The organism is Sulfitobacter sp. GN1-4 (genome assembly GCF_055693825.1).
Genome location: NZ_JBVFUQ010000003.1, coordinates 4,069,623 through 4,081,985, shown reverse-complemented (window position 1 = coordinate 4,081,985; position 12,363 = coordinate 4,069,623). Strand labels below are relative to the sequence as shown.

At 56.7% G+C, this 12,363-nt stretch carries 14 protein-coding genes and 1 pseudogene; 2 read left to right on the top strand and 13 right to left on the bottom strand.

Annotated elements, in window-relative coordinates; all coding sequences use genetic code 11:
* Nucleotides 1–65: 65 nt before the first annotated feature.
* The 7 genes from ACZ1HM_RS20920 to ACZ1HM_RS20890 are packed head-to-tail and all read right to left on the bottom strand — an operon-like array spanning nt 66 to nt 4,353.
* A complete protein-coding gene (locus tag ACZ1HM_RS20920; RefSeq protein ID WP_472744677.1) occupies nt 66–1,199 on the bottom strand; it encodes an FHIPEP family type III secretion protein in 1,134 nt (377 codons plus the stop codon).
* The gene (locus ACZ1HM_RS20915; protein ID WP_472744500.1) at nt 1,117–2,169 is read right to left on the bottom strand and encodes an FHIPEP family type III secretion protein; all 1,053 of its coding nucleotides are present in this window, start codon (nt 2,167–2,169) and stop codon (nt 1,117–1,119) included. The genes ACZ1HM_RS20920 and ACZ1HM_RS20915 overlap by 83 nt, the downstream gene beginning before the upstream one ends.
* Before the next feature lies 1 nt (nt 2,170).
* Nucleotides 2,171–2,953: a lytic transglycosylase domain-containing protein gene (locus ACZ1HM_RS20910; protein WP_472744499.1), complete on the bottom strand. Its 783-nt coding sequence runs from the start codon at nt 2,951–2,953 to the stop codon at nt 2,171–2,173.
* Nucleotide 2,954: 1 nt separating this feature from the next.
* Entirely contained in the window at nt 2,955–3,224 is a 270-nt protein-coding gene (locus ACZ1HM_RS20905) for a flagellar biosynthetic protein FliQ (RefSeq protein WP_472744498.1), read from the bottom strand.
* A gap of 31 nt (nt 3,225–3,255) precedes the next feature.
* The gene (fliE, locus tag ACZ1HM_RS20900; protein WP_472744497.1) at nt 3,256–3,573 is read right to left on the bottom strand and encodes a flagellar hook-basal body complex protein FliE; all 318 of its coding nucleotides are present in this window, start codon (nt 3,571–3,573) and stop codon (nt 3,256–3,258) included.
* Between the two features lie 3 nt (nt 3,574–3,576).
* The gene (gene flgC / locus ACZ1HM_RS20895; protein WP_472744496.1) at nt 3,577–3,987 is read right to left on the bottom strand and encodes a flagellar basal body rod protein FlgC; all 411 of its coding nucleotides are present in this window, start codon (nt 3,985–3,987) and stop codon (nt 3,577–3,579) included.
* Nucleotides 3,988–3,999: 12 nt separating this feature from the next.
* The gene (locus ACZ1HM_RS20890; RefSeq protein WP_472744495.1) at nt 4,000–4,353 is read right to left on the bottom strand and encodes a flagellar basal body rod protein FlgB; all 354 of its coding nucleotides are present in this window, start codon (nt 4,351–4,353) and stop codon (nt 4,000–4,002) included.
* A gap of 62 nt (nt 4,354–4,415) precedes the next feature.
* On the opposite strand from ACZ1HM_RS20890, the gene ACZ1HM_RS20885 reads away from it, so the two are divergent.
* Nucleotides 4,416–5,819 (top strand): FliI/YscN family ATPase, encoded by a 1,404-nt coding sequence (locus ACZ1HM_RS20885; protein ID WP_472744676.1) that lies wholly within the window; start codon nt 4,416–4,418, stop codon nt 5,817–5,819.
* A gap of 127 nt (nt 5,820–5,946) precedes the next feature.
* On the opposite strand, the gene ACZ1HM_RS20880 is transcribed toward ACZ1HM_RS20885, so the two are convergent.
* The 4 genes and pseudogenes from ACZ1HM_RS20880 to ACZ1HM_RS20865 all read right to left on the bottom strand — a co-directional run bounded on the left by ACZ1HM_RS20880 (nt 5,947) and on the right by ACZ1HM_RS20865 (nt 8,916).
* Nucleotides 5,947–6,771, bottom strand: coding sequence for a flagellin N-terminal helical domain-containing protein (locus ACZ1HM_RS20880; protein ID WP_472744494.1), 825 nt, complete (start codon nt 6,769–6,771; stop codon nt 5,947–5,949).
* 168 nt (nt 6,772–6,939) lie between these two features.
* Nucleotides 6,940–7,428: a flagellar biosynthesis protein FlgI gene (locus tag ACZ1HM_RS20875; protein WP_472744493.1), complete on the bottom strand. Its 489-nt coding sequence runs from the start codon at nt 7,426–7,428 to the stop codon at nt 6,940–6,942.
* The gene (locus ACZ1HM_RS20870; RefSeq protein WP_472744492.1) at nt 7,425–7,745 is read right to left on the bottom strand and encodes a rod-binding protein; all 321 of its coding nucleotides are present in this window, start codon (nt 7,743–7,745) and stop codon (nt 7,425–7,427) included. Before ACZ1HM_RS20870 ends, ACZ1HM_RS20875 begins: the two co-directional genes overlap by 4 nt.
* A pseudogene (locus ACZ1HM_RS20865) lies at nt 7,745–8,916 on the bottom strand (flagellar basal body P-ring protein FlgI). The gene ACZ1HM_RS20870 and the pseudogene ACZ1HM_RS20865 overlap by 1 nt, the downstream one beginning before the upstream one ends.
* A gap of 159 nt (nt 8,917–9,075) precedes the next feature.
* On the opposite strand from ACZ1HM_RS20865, the gene ACZ1HM_RS20860 reads away from it, so the two are divergent.
* Entirely contained in the window at nt 9,076–9,780 is a 705-nt protein-coding gene (locus ACZ1HM_RS20860; protein WP_472744491.1) for a winged helix-turn-helix domain-containing protein, read from the top strand.
* Nucleotides 9,781–9,842: 62 nt separating this feature from the next.
* Here ACZ1HM_RS20860 and ACZ1HM_RS20855 read toward each other — a convergent pair whose 3' ends face one another.
* The gene (locus tag ACZ1HM_RS20855; protein ID WP_472744490.1) at nt 9,843–10,925 is read right to left on the bottom strand and encodes a flagellin N-terminal helical domain-containing protein; all 1,083 of its coding nucleotides are present in this window, start codon (nt 10,923–10,925) and stop codon (nt 9,843–9,845) included.
* A gap of 10 nt (nt 10,926–10,935) precedes the next feature.
* Complete coding sequence (gene flgK, locus ACZ1HM_RS20850) at nt 10,936–12,351, bottom strand: flagellar hook-associated protein FlgK (protein WP_472744489.1); 1,416 nt, start codon at nt 12,349–12,351, stop codon at nt 10,936–10,938.
* Between the last annotated feature and the right edge of the window lie 12 nt (nt 12,352–12,363).

The following is a 12,363-nucleotide window of genomic DNA, read 5'->3' as shown; positions in this document are numbered from 1 at the left end:
AGCCGCGCAAAGACCAGCAGATACGAGAAAAAGAGTGTGGTGACGTAGGTTTCAAGCGGCATCCCCTAGGGCCCCACGGTGCCGACGGTCCGCAAATTGGCTTTGCGGTGAACCTCATTGTGCGAGATGACCTGGGTCATCGGGCTGACCCGTTCCAGGATGGAGCGCACATAGGGCCGTGCCTGCGGGGCCACCAGAATGGCGGGCCATTCGTCTGCTGCTGAGAATTTCTGGATCTCTTGGCGCATGGCCAAAACCAGCTCTTGCACGCGCGACGGGGACATCAGGAATGTTTCTTCCCCGTTATTTGTGGAGATTGAGCTTGCCAGTTCTTTTTCCCATTCACCGCCCAGGTTGATGACCGGTACGTATCCCTGCGCATCTGTCAGGGATTGGCAAATCTGCTTGGCAAGCTTGCCGCGGGCGTGTTCGATCACAGTGCGGATGTTTTTGGTGTTGGCGCTGGCCTCTGCAACCGCTTCGACGATTTTGGGCAGATTGCGGATGGAAATCCGTTCGGCAAGCAGAGCCTGCAACACATGCTGTAGCATCACCGAAGGTGAGCTGCTGGAGCTGTCGGTGAGCAGCTTTTGGTAATCCTTATCCAACCCTTCAATCAGATCCTGGGTTGCGGCGTATGTCAGGATCTCTGGCATATGCTCTTTGATCACCTCAGTGAGGTGCGTGGTGATGACGCTTTCGGGGTCTACCACGGTCATGCCTTGCAGCTCAGCCTCAGACGCGCGGGTTTCATCAACCCAGATTGCATCCAGCCCAAATGTGGGTTCACGCGTCTTTTTGCCTGAGATGTCGATGTCTTCGCCGGTGGGATTGATGACCAGCATCATCATCGGCTCAATCTCACCTTTTGCGGCTTCGACGCCTTGCAGAGAAATGGAATAGGTTGTGGGCGACAGCTCTGCGTCATCTTTGATGCGGACGGGCGGCAGAACGAAACCATAGTCCTTGATAAAGAGCGATCTGAGGCTTTTGACCTTGCCCGGCAGGGCCGCGTCAACGGTTGTAATCATGGGGACCAGCGCTGAGCCGAGATCCAAGCGGACATCATCAACGCGCAGCATTTCGGCCACTGGATCAGCGGGCGTTTCAGGCACCTCATCTGCGATGTCGGCTGCTTTTGCGTCGCGGTCTGCGCGTTCTTGCACCTGCCGCTGCATCACGTAGCCAAATACGGCGATGCCTGCGGATAAAGGAATGAAAATCGTCAGTGGGAAGCCAGTGCAGCAGGCCAATGCCGAACATCAGTGCCGCGGCCATGTAGAGCGCTTTGGGAAAGTTTGACAGCTGGCCCAACACCGCTTCGTTGGCCGCACCGGTTGTCCCGCCTTTGGTTACCAGAAGGCCCGCAGCAAGCGACACGATCAGGGCCGGAATTTGCGTGACCAGACCATCGCCAATGGTCAGCACGGTGTAGTTGTTCATGGCCTGACCCACGCTCAGACCATGGCTGAGCATCCCGATCAGAATGCCGCCAAAGATGTTGATCAGGGTGATGATAATGCCAGCAACCGCGTCCCCCCGCACAAATTTGGAAGCACCATCCATGGCCCCGAAAAAGGAGCTTTCTTCCTCAACCGTCTTGCGGCGCACCTTGGCTTCTTCTTCATTGATCACGCCTGCGGCCAGGTCCGCATCAATCGCCATCTGTTTGCCGGGCATCGCATCCAAAGAGAAACGCGCGGCAACTTCGGCGATACGGGTAGAGCCTTTGGTGATCACGATGAAATTGATGATCACAAGGATCGTGAAGACGATAATCCCAATGATGAAATCACCACTGACAATGAAGCTGGAAAACCCTTCGATCACATTGCCGGCCGCCCCCGGTCCGGTGTGGCCCTCGCTTAGGATCAGGCGGGTTGACGATACGTTCAGCGCCAGGCGCAGCATTGTCACCACCAGCAGGATCGTGGGGAAGGAGTTGAACTCAAGCGGGGTGCCGATCCACAGTGCCACCATCAGGATCAGCACTGAAAGCGAAAGCGAAATGGCCAGGCCCAGGTCCAACAGGATGGGGGGCAACGGGACAAAGAGCATCGCCAGAATAAGAACGACGCCCAAGGCAAAGCCAATGTCGCGGTTGTTTGAACCGAAACGCGCCAGACTAAAGACCGGGCGCCCGCTGATATTTGTATCTGGCGTCGCCATCTCAGTTCGCCTCAACGTAGTCTGGCAGCAGAGGACGCAGCGGTGTGGAGGAATAGATTGAGTGGATCTGGCGCAGCGCTGTGGGCGCGCTGCCGGTCATCTCAGCGCTCCAATTGAACGATGGCTGTGTTTGCGCCTGTTGTTGTGGTGCTGCCGGGGCCGCGCCCGCGATGGCAAACCGCTCAATCTGCGTATTTGCCAGCAGTTGGTTCTGCGTGAGCTTTTGCAGGTAGATGTCTTTGAATTCTTGCGTTGAGGAATGATACCGCCCCGCCGCTTCCCACCAGTCACCGGTTTGCTGATAAAGCGACCGCAGGAACCGCGCGGCATAATCTACGTTTGTGAGTGGCTCGGTCGCGGCCTCAAGTGATGCAAACTCTTGCGCGTGCCAGCGTTGGTTGACCTGCATACAGCCCACATCGATGGACCGCGTGCCCTGCGCTTGAGCGGTGCGCACCCACGCCTCAAGCGCTGCTTTGGTCTCAAAAAACGCCCCCTTGCCATTGGTGTTCGCGGTCCAGGGCCAGACGGTCAAGCGCCCGTTTACTTCGCGACCGGCCTCTTGGATGCCGATGGCAAGCAGCAGATTGTCAGGGATGTTGTGCCGCAATTGCGCGTCAAAGATCGCACCAAGACAGACATCCACATCCGAGCCTTGGGTCTGGGTAGGGGCGGTGGGCGCGGGTTTGTAGAAGCCCTGCCAATCCGTGGGTTCCGCCGCTTCGGATGTCAGCGCCAGGTATGCCAATGACATTCCGACCAAAGAGGCCCGCACCAGACGCATCTCAGATGCCTCCGCTGATGATCAGGTCAAATACCCGATCTGACAGACGATTGAGCGTGGAAAAAATAAACGGCAAGGACAGGGCGAGCGTGACAAAGATTGCAGCAATCTTGGGCACAAAGGTCAGTGTCATTTCCTGAATTTGGGTCAGCGCCTGAAAAAACGCGATGATCAGGCCCACGCCAAGCGCCACGGCCAAAACCGGGCCTGACGCCAGCAACGTAGCCATGATGGCCTGCCGGATGATTTCATATGTCGTAACCGGATCCATGCGGCAGCTGTCATCCTTCGTATTTTGCGGATTAGATCGGCATCCGCATCACGTCCTGATAGGCCTCAACCAGTTTGTCGCGCAGCGCGACTGAAACCTGGACCGTGCTTTCCATAGCCATGGTTGCTTCAACCACCTGCTGCAGGCTGGCTTGCCCCTGTAGCCCGGCCAGGGCCATCCGGTCGCCTTCGCGCACTGTCTCCACGGCATTCTGGGCGGCGTTGGCCACCATGCTGGAAAAGTCCTGGGGCGGCTGCTGGGTTGGATCTGTTGGCGCGGGTTTGGTGTCGGCTGCTTTGGCATAAGCGGCCTGGACGTAGGATGCGCGCACTGATGAAAAATCAGTCATCCGTTACCTCAGCATATCGACAAGCTGCCGCCGCATGTCACGGGCGCTTTGGATCATGTTCAGGTTCGCCTCATAGCTGCGCGCGGCTTCCCGCATGTTGCTCATTTCAATGAGGGGGTTCACGTTTGGCAGCTTGATATAGCCGTTTTCATCTGCCGCAGGGTGGGACGGATCAAAGCGCAGCTCAAACGGGCTTTTGTCTCGTTCAATATCGCCGGCTTGAACGATGGCCGCACCTGTGCGGGCATCCGTGCCACTGTCAAACTGCATGGTTTTGCGCCGGTAGGGATCACCACCTGGGGTCTGCGCGGTTGAGCTTGAGTTCGCGACGTTTTCAGAGACCACCCGCAAGCGTTCGCTTTGCACGCGCATGCCGCTGGCGGCGGTGACGTTGACACTGCTCAGTGCATCCATGGTTTATCCCCTTTACCTGCGGCCAGCGACGGCTTGCACCAGCTCATGTGCTTTGCGGTAGAGGTTCGCGGCCAAGCGGAATTGCCCCGCATTGGCGTTCACCTCCATCATCTGCTCTTCCAGCACGACGTTGTTGCCGGAAAGATCAGCGGACCAGCTGACCTCTGCTTCTGTTTCCTTGGCGCTGGGCAGGACGGCATTGGCGTGCGTTTTCTCCATGTAATTAGAGAAACTCTCGACGTCCTTGGCCCGGTATCCTGCAACATCGGCGTTCGCGATGTTCTCAGACACAGCCTTTTGACGGTCCGAAAGCCACTTGAGGCGTTTCGGCGCAAGATCAAAGATTGACTGAGGTTCTGTGTTCATCGTGGACTCGCATTTTATTCTTGGTGTATAGCAAGTATAGAAAGATTAAAAAAGGTTTAAACCTGATGTCAACGTTTTTAAATTTGCAGGATGCGGTCTATTCATCCTCAAGTTCAAGGATCGTTGGCGGTGTCCGGGCGATCGTGGGGCTGACCCTGACAGTCACCGGATTGGAAGCCGTCGCAGGCATCGGCAGCCGCTGCCGTGTGATCGGGCGCAAAGGTTCCGTTGACGGGGAAGTGGTCGGCGCGCAGGGCTCTGATCTGTGTCTCTTGCCGTTTGGTAGCTGGGATGGCGTGGCAGTAGGTGACCAGGTTGAACTGTTGCAGCATGATGATCTGGTCTACCCGGATGACAGCTGGATCGGATCGGTCGTTGATGCCCTAGGGCGGCCCCTGTCGGGCTATGCTCGGGCGCGCAGGCCGCGTCGAAAATCCACATTTGCCGCCCAACCGCCCGGCGCGTTTGAGCGCAAAAAGGTTGGGGAAAAGCTGGAGACGCAGATCAAATGCGTTGATGTGTTCACCCCTCTGTGTCAGGGCCAGCGCATGGGTGTCTTTGCGGGGTCCGGCGTTGGTAAATCGACCCTTATGGCGATGCTGGCCCGGAATACGGATGCGGATGTGATCGTCATTGGCTTGATCGGTGAACGGGGCCGCGAGGTGCAGCAGTTCATCACCGAAGATCTTGGCGTTGATGGCATGGCGCGTGCGGTTGTTGTCGTCTCAACCGGAGATGAGGCACCGCTTTTGCGCAAGCAGGCCGCGCTGACGACCACGGCGATTGCCGAATATTTCAAATCAACCGGCAAGCAGGTCTTGCTGCTGTTGGACAGCGTCACCCGTTTTGCAATGGCCCAACGTGAGATTGGCCTGGCACGGGGGGAGCCGCCAACGCTGAGGGGCTATCCGCCTTCTGTTTTCAGTGAGCTGCCGCATCTGCTGGAGCGGGCCGGGCCAGGGCGTCAGGGCGAGGGCGACATCACCAGCCTGTACACGGTTCTGGTTGATGGGGACGACATGAATGAACCCATCGCAGATGCGGTGCGGGGCATTGTGGATGGCCATCTGGTGCTGGATCGCCGTATCGCTGAACAAGGGCGTTTCCCGGCGATTGATCTGCAACGGTCCTTGTCGCGGATGCTGCCAGGGTGCCATTCACCCGAAGAGTTTGAGATCACCAAGACCGCGCGAAAAGTACTGGGCCGATATGCCGACATGGAGGATTTGATCCGCTTGGGGGCCTACAAGGAAGGATCTGATCCAAGCACGGATGAAGCCATTCGTTTTTTTCAGGCGGCGAGCCCGTTTCTGTCCCAGCAGCGGGGCGATCAGATGCCAGCAGACCACAGCTTTGCTGAGCTGTACCGCATGATCCTGGAGGCAGGTATCGCCGATCCCTTGAAGGAATTCTTCAAGGCGGCAGAGCAGGCCGAGGCAGAGGCCGCGACCGTTGCCGCTCAATGAGGTAACATACTGTCTTATATAATAAAACCGGCCCTGAGAGAGCCGGTTTATCTCTGGAGAGAGGGTCTTGGAGGCATTGCCCCTGATGCCAGGGACAATGCTGTTTTTACCGAGCGGTTGGTTTGGATTAACGGAAGAGGCTCAGGATGTTCTGTGGTGACTGGTTCGCGATCGACAAGGACTGCGTCGCCAACTGCTGTTGCACCTGATAGGCCTGCAATCTGGCGGCCTCTTCTTCCATGTTCGCATCCACCATCGAGCTTACACCGGAGTCCAGTGTATCTGTCAGGCTTTCCAGGAACTCCATCTGGCCGTCCAGCGTGTTCTCAGTCACACCCAGGGATGTTGCCGCAGTAATGGCGTTCTGCAGCTGGCCTTCCGCTGTGACCAGATCGGCCGCCAGGTCGGTTGAGGTTACCAGGTTGATGCCGTCAAGGGCCGTTTGGATGGCCTGAAGATCAACGGAGTTGAAGGTGATGGTGGTGGCGGCAAATGTACCGCCTGCGCGGGTAATACCTGTCACAACCGTCTGAGCGGCGGCGGCACCCCCCACAAGGTCATCACCGTTAAAGGTTGCCTGGTCGATGGCGGACTGCATGTTGCTGGACAAAGCGTCGAGTTCTGACTGAACGTCTGCGATGTCGATGCCGTCGCTTTGGGCAAAGGCAATACGCTCAACCATCTGCTGCGCCAGGTCTTTGACTGATTCAGCACCAAGGCGCGCTGTCGCAACCGAGTTTTTGGTCGCGGTCATGCCTTCGTTGATGGCCTTAAACATGCCGCTATCACCCTTCATCGTCTCGGAGATAGCGAAGTAGGCGGCGTTTTCCTTACCGGACCGAATGGCCAGACCGGAGGATACGCGGTTTTGGGTTTCTTCAAGGCCACGGTTGACCATGTTCAAAGTGGACAGAGCCACCATTGCGGAATTATTCGTGAGAATTGACGACATTTCTGCTCTCCTCATTTCTCTTATATCTTCAGTCTTTCTGACTGAATGCAGCTCTCTGGCTGACTGGCCGGTCTTCTGACGCGGCGCGGCTCTTTTGGCCGATAAAACTTACTTAGCAGAATTTGTTAAAGGACAGTTAAAGAAACCAGAAAATTTGGTTTTTTCGTGTCAAAGTTCGCGATCAACGTTCACACGTTGGGCTTTTTCGCCACTGACCTTCTGACCGGACTTACCGTAAACTCCGCCTAAGTTATTGCGATTGTTAATTTTTTCAACTTCGCGCAATACCGTCCGGGCGGCGACGGCCATGCGTGACAGCAATGCACCATCTTCCTCAATTTTATTCTTGAGCTCAGCAAGATGACCTTTGATGTTCAGTTTTTGGGCGAAGTCATGATGAAAGAACGGCTCAACCACCGGTGTGCGCAGCTCAAGCCACTTCAGGATTTTTGACTTTTCTTCAAAAACCTCGCTCACGACTTCCAAATTGCCCTCTTTGATCCCTGCGATCTCCTTGCGAAGGATATCAACCGTTTCGCGGATCTTGCCCACATAGGCGTCGAGGTTCTGTTCATCCTCGGCGGTCAGAACCATCTGACCTGCCTGATTGGCTTGCTCCATCCTTTCGCCGAAACGAAACTTCTTTGGGGGGATCATTTTGTGCCCTCCGTCGGTGGTGTGGTGTTTGTTGTGTAGGCTTCCAAGATCTGATTGACGCTGCCCGCTAGGCCAAGCCCACCTTGTTCAACCAGATGTTTGGCCACAGCTTCTGACATGAACGAACGCCACATCTCGGCCTGTTTCTCACCGCCAAAGGCGGTAGAACTGCTGGTCTTCATCATCTCATCGACAAATTGCGTCAGAAAGACCGCCTCAAAATCCTCTGCGGTCTGCGCGGTTTGCGTCTCTTGCGGTGCGCGTAGCTGGCCTGACAACACGTTTGACGAAGATAAAAGATCGGTCAGCGTCGTCATCAGATGATCTCTAGGTCAGCATGTAGTGCGCCTGCGGCCTTGATGGCTTGCAGGATGGCGATGGTTTGACGGGCGCCGACGCCGATTGCGTTCAGACCGTCCACCAGCTCTTGCAGGCTGACGTCGCCCTGCAGGATGGTAAAGCTGCCGTCGCGTTCGGCGATGTCGATCTCTGTTTCGGGGACAACAACGGTCGTCCCGCCGATCTGGATCGGATCACCTGCGATCACGGCGGTGTTTCCGCCAAAGCTCACGGGGCCTGGCTGGCTGACCTGGAAATTCTCTTGCACCCGCACCGTCAGACCACCTTGGCTGATCGCGACCTGGGCAATGCGCACGTCTGCGCCCATGACAATGGTGCCAGACTTTTCGTCAACAACCACGCGTGCAATGGTATCGGGCGTTACGGTCAGGTTCTCGATGGCCATGATGGTTTCTGGCACATCGCTTTTGCCTTGCACCCAAACCTCTACGGTGCCTGAATCCAGCACCTCAACCTTATTGGCAGGCAGCGCGCCCGATACGGCGTCACGCACGCGGGAGGCGGTGGTAAAGTCAGGCACGCGCAAGGCGACCCGGATGCTGTCCATCTGGAAAAGGTTGAAATCGACTTCGCGTTCAACAATGGCCCCATTTTCCACCTTTGCGATGGTTGGAACCCCTTCAACCACTGTCGCGGCATTGCCCGCCACGCTGAAGCCAGAGGTTGCGATCGCTCCCTGCGCGACGGCATAAACAGCGCCATCGGCACCGGTCAGGGGGTGACAAGGAGAGTGCCGCCGCGCAGGCTCGTCGCATCACCGAGGGAGGAGACGGTGATGTCGATCGGGGAACCCCGCCGGGCAAATGGTGGCAATTTGGCTGTCACCATTACAGCAGCAGTGTTCTTGGTCTTGAGTTCGGTGCCATCCAGGTTTGCGACGCCCAGGCGTTCCAGCATCCCTCGGATGGATTCACGGGTAAACGGGCTTGAGCTTAGCTTGTCGCCCGTGCCCAGAAGGCCCACAACCAGCCCGTAGCCGATCAGGTGGTTTTCGCGGACGCCCTCGAAATTAGCGATATCTTTGATACGGACTTGCGCGTCAGCCACTGACCCGCACAGCAGCGCCACACCGGCAGAGACAGCCAATGCGATGCCACGAAGGGTGCGAAGCGTCGGTCGATGCAGCATTCTGTCAACCTCGAACATTAAAGACGAGCAGCAAGTCCAACTCATATAAAGATTAAAGCCAAGTAAAATGCAACAATAAATTTGATTTAATCATTGTCTAGAAATTCTTTCCTTGATACCACTCAAGGATAAATAAGAACAATTGAGGTTGGCAGTGGCATGCGGGTCTATGTTTTTGAGCAGCAGCAAGAGCGACGCGCCGGGTTAACGGCTGAGCTGCGAAGCGCTGGGATTGAGCCCCAGTTCGTCGGAGATGACTTTTTCGTAACGGGGCTGGGTGTCCTGATGCAGCCTGGGCATGAAACCCGGGCTGTTTTGTTAGGGGAAAGTGATGACGTGCGCACCTACATTCGCGCGATGCGCAACGCGGGCTGTGAAAACCCGATCCTGGCCTTGCGGAACTTTCGGAATGCACAGCAGACATCTGATTTGCTGAACCTTGGGGCGGATGATGTGATTGTCAGCCCGATCCGCGGCACCGAAGTGTTGTCGCGTACAAATTCCATCATTCGACGTCTTTGCGGCCATGCCGCCGATAGTGTCGTGGTCGGAGAGCTGACAGCATTCTTTGACGGTCGTGATCCGATTGTCTCAGGCAGCCGGATCAAGCTGTCCAAGCGTGAGCATTCGGTGTTTCAGCATCTTGCGCTGAACTCCAACAAGGTCATCTCAAAGGATGCGATATACGATGCGGTCTATGGGGCCAGCATTGATCAGCCCTTTGACAAGGTCATTGACGTCTACATCTGCAAGCTGCGCAAAAAGATCGCGTCCGCCTCTGAAAGCGGTTGGCAGTATATCGAGACGGTGCATGGCCGCGGCTATAAGCTCAGCACGCCGGAGCAAATGTCGCAGGTCGGCTAACGCGGACCTGATCTCACTTTTACGCGCAGCGTATGCAGCGGCACTTCGGTGCCGCCAAATCTCTACCTTAGGAAGTTCAGGATCGACAGCCCTGCCAGGCGGGAGGATACCTGATAGCTGGCTTGCAGCTGAGTTTCGAGGTTGGTCATCCGCGTGATTGCCTCATAGGGATCAACGCTTTCGTAGTTTGCGATTTGGGTGCGCTGAACCAAGGATAGATCCACCAGCTGCTCTTGCGTTGTCTCAACAACCTGCTGGCTGAAACCAATGCGTGCAGATGCATCCAGCATCCCTTCCTGCGCGCCGGTTAGCGCGTCTACGACCCGCCCCATCCAGGTGGCATAGGCCTGTTCATCCATTTCGCTCACATCGGTAACCGCCAGCATGGCTAACCCTTTGTAGGCATCCCGGAAAGCTTCATCATTGGCGCGGACGCCATAGACAATCTCTTGGCCGACGTTGACCCAGGCATTCACATGTCGTGTGGGTTGACCGCCACTGTCTACTTCGGGTGAGCCGTTGTAGAACGTTGCCTCATAATTGCGGTTGGGATCGGTTGTGTCATTTGACGCGAAAGCCAGATCAATGGCGTCCGCAATGCCGTCGGCCGTTGCCGCATCCACCGGTCCTGTCCCGAATATGGACGCAAGCGCATCCTCGGGTGACAGACCCGTTGCCACGTTGGTTTCTTCCCACCGCATCAAGGGAGAGGTATCAGATTTGAGGCCGGAAAAGAGATGGTCGCCATTGTAGCTGGTGTTCAAAGTCGCCACGAGGCTTTCCAACGCCGCACGCGCATCGCGTTGCAAGACGTCCGCGCCATTCTGCGGGCGGGTCACATTCGCCAGCGTTGTTTCCAGCACCGCTTGGATCCGTCCGCGCGCGGCATCAATGGAGGTCAGCGTGGCCTGCAGTTTGTTTTGCAGCACCTCATTGCTTTGCATAAACGTCTGCGTGTCGTTTTCATTGGCGCGCAACCGCATGACCGATGCTGAGCGTGACCCAAGATCGGCAAAGACGTCATGTTTGCGGCCCGTTGAAACCTCTTGCCCGGCCTGCTGCAGTTCGAGCGACGTGCGCTGCACGTTCAAACGGTTAAAGAGGTTGAACTGCATGGTGGATAGCCCACCGACACCAAAGCTCATCTCTCTCTCCTTAAATCGAAATCAATGTGTCGATCATCTCTGACACGGTCGACAAAACACGAGAATTTGCGGCGAAGCTCTGCTCAATCACCAAGAGCTGCTGCATTTCGTCGTCGATGTTTACGCCTTCTGCGTTGCTGCGGGCGGCGTTCACAACCTGTGCCGCTGAGCTGGCCGCGTTATAGTCATTCTCAGCGCGGACCCGTGCCGTTGCTTGTGCCGTTACCATTTCGGCGGCGAAATCCTGTACCGTGAGTGAGCTTGGCAGCCCCGTCGCAGAAGAGGCCCCAAGCGGGTTGGTCAACGCGGAAATGAAGGCTGAGATTTGACTTGAGTCAGCGGCATCCCCTTCGCTGGTGACGCCAAAGCCGTCCCGCATGCGCCAAACCTCAGCATCGCCAGAAATGGAAACACTTTCGTTCACGCGCAGGCGGCTGGCCAAACCATCAAGGTTTGCGGCGTTAAATGGCGAACCGTTATCGGTGAACAGGCCCGTATCCCCAGCAGACAACGACGCGTCTGCGCCTTCAAATGTTTCAATTAGCCCGCGTGCAAATTCGTCCAATTGGGCATTGAAACGTGGAATGGTTTCCCGCTTCAGCTCTGACAGGCCAACAAGGCTGCCGTGCCGCAGGCCGCGAATGCCGTCCTTGTAGGGGGTGATGTCTTGGTTTCCGGCCATCAATGTCCCGTCGCCCGGCTGATAGGTGACGTCTTGGACCAGATCACCTTCCATCAAGGCCGCGCCGCCTAAGGTGAACACACTCAGCGACCGGTCAGATGAGACAGACGTGCGGATGTCCACAATGCCCGAGATTTGATCGAGCATGTTGTCCATTGCTTCTTCGGTTTTGATCGCTTCTTGCGAGCCGGGCTCATAATCTCTGAGCCGGGCGTTCAGTTCGCCCAGCCGGTATAGTGACTGATTGAGATCCGCGACCTCGTACCGGATTTCCATGTCCACTTCAGATGCGGTCGTGCCCAGTGTTTGCGCGGCACCGCGTACCGCGGCGGCCAATTCCTCTGCTGCTAAAACGGCCCCTGATTGCGCACCTGTTGAGGACGGCATGTTCACCAAGGTCGTCATGCTGTTCTGAAAAGCGCTGAATTTATCCGCAGGTGAGGCACCGTCGCCCGGTTGCCCCAGATAGGCGGTATAGCCGCTGAGACCTTCGTTGATGGCCTGGTGTTGCGCCATCTTGCTGTTTTCCAACCGCGACATGCGTTGCAAAGATGCGTTCACCTCGCGGCGGATTTCGCTGACGATGGAGCCGCCAAGGCCGGCGTTCGGCGTGACGACATGGCCGCGCCGTCGCACGTATCCTTCGGTCATCGCGTTGGAAACATTGTCCGCTGCAATACGCGACAGGGTCTGCGTTGTACGCAGACCCGAAGCTGAGGCGCTCATGGCCGCCGAGAGGCTCATGTTTTACTCCGA

Coding starts and splice junctions, on each gene's coding strand:
- fliE (WP_472744497.1), bottom strand. CDS start 3,573: ATGACTGATTTTTCATCAGTGCGCGCATCCTACGTCCAGGCCGCTTAT.
- ACZ1HM_RS20910 (WP_472744499.1), bottom strand. CDS start 2,953: ATGCGTCTGGTGCGGGCCTCTTTGGTCGGAATGTCATTGGCATACCTG.
- ACZ1HM_RS20890 (WP_472744495.1), bottom strand. CDS start 4,353: ATGAACACAGAACCTCAGTCAATCTTTGATCTTGCGCCGAAACGCCTC.
- ACZ1HM_RS20915 (WP_472744500.1), bottom strand. CDS start 2,169: ATGGCGACGCCAGATACAAATATCAGCGGGCGCCCGGTCTTTAGTCTG.
- ACZ1HM_RS20870 (WP_472744492.1), bottom strand. CDS start 7,745: ATGACGACGCTGACCGATCTTTTATCTTCGTCAAACGTGTTGTCAGGC.
- flgK (WP_472744489.1), bottom strand. CDS start 12,351: ATGAGCCTCTCGGCGGCCATGAGCGCCTCAGCTTCGGGTCTGCGTACA.
- ACZ1HM_RS20880 (WP_472744494.1), bottom strand. CDS start 6,771: ATGTCGTCAATTCTCACGAATAATTCCGCAATGGTGGCTCTGTCCACT.
- ACZ1HM_RS20855 (WP_472744490.1), bottom strand. CDS start 10,925: ATGAGCTTTGGTGTCGGTGGGCTATCCACCATGCAGTTCAACCTCTTT.
- flgC (WP_472744496.1), bottom strand. CDS start 3,987: ATGGATGCACTGAGCAGTGTCAACGTCACCGCCGCCAGCGGCATGCGC.
- ACZ1HM_RS20860 (WP_472744491.1), top strand. CDS start 9,076: ATGCGGGTCTATGTTTTTGAGCAGCAGCAAGAGCGACGCGCCGGGTTA.
- ACZ1HM_RS20905 (WP_472744498.1), bottom strand. CDS start 3,224: ATGGATCCGGTTACGACATATGAAATCATCCGGCAGGCCATCATGGCT.
- ACZ1HM_RS20875 (WP_472744493.1), bottom strand. CDS start 7,428: ATGATCCCCCCAAAGAAGTTTCGTTTCGGCGAAAGGATGGAGCAAGCC.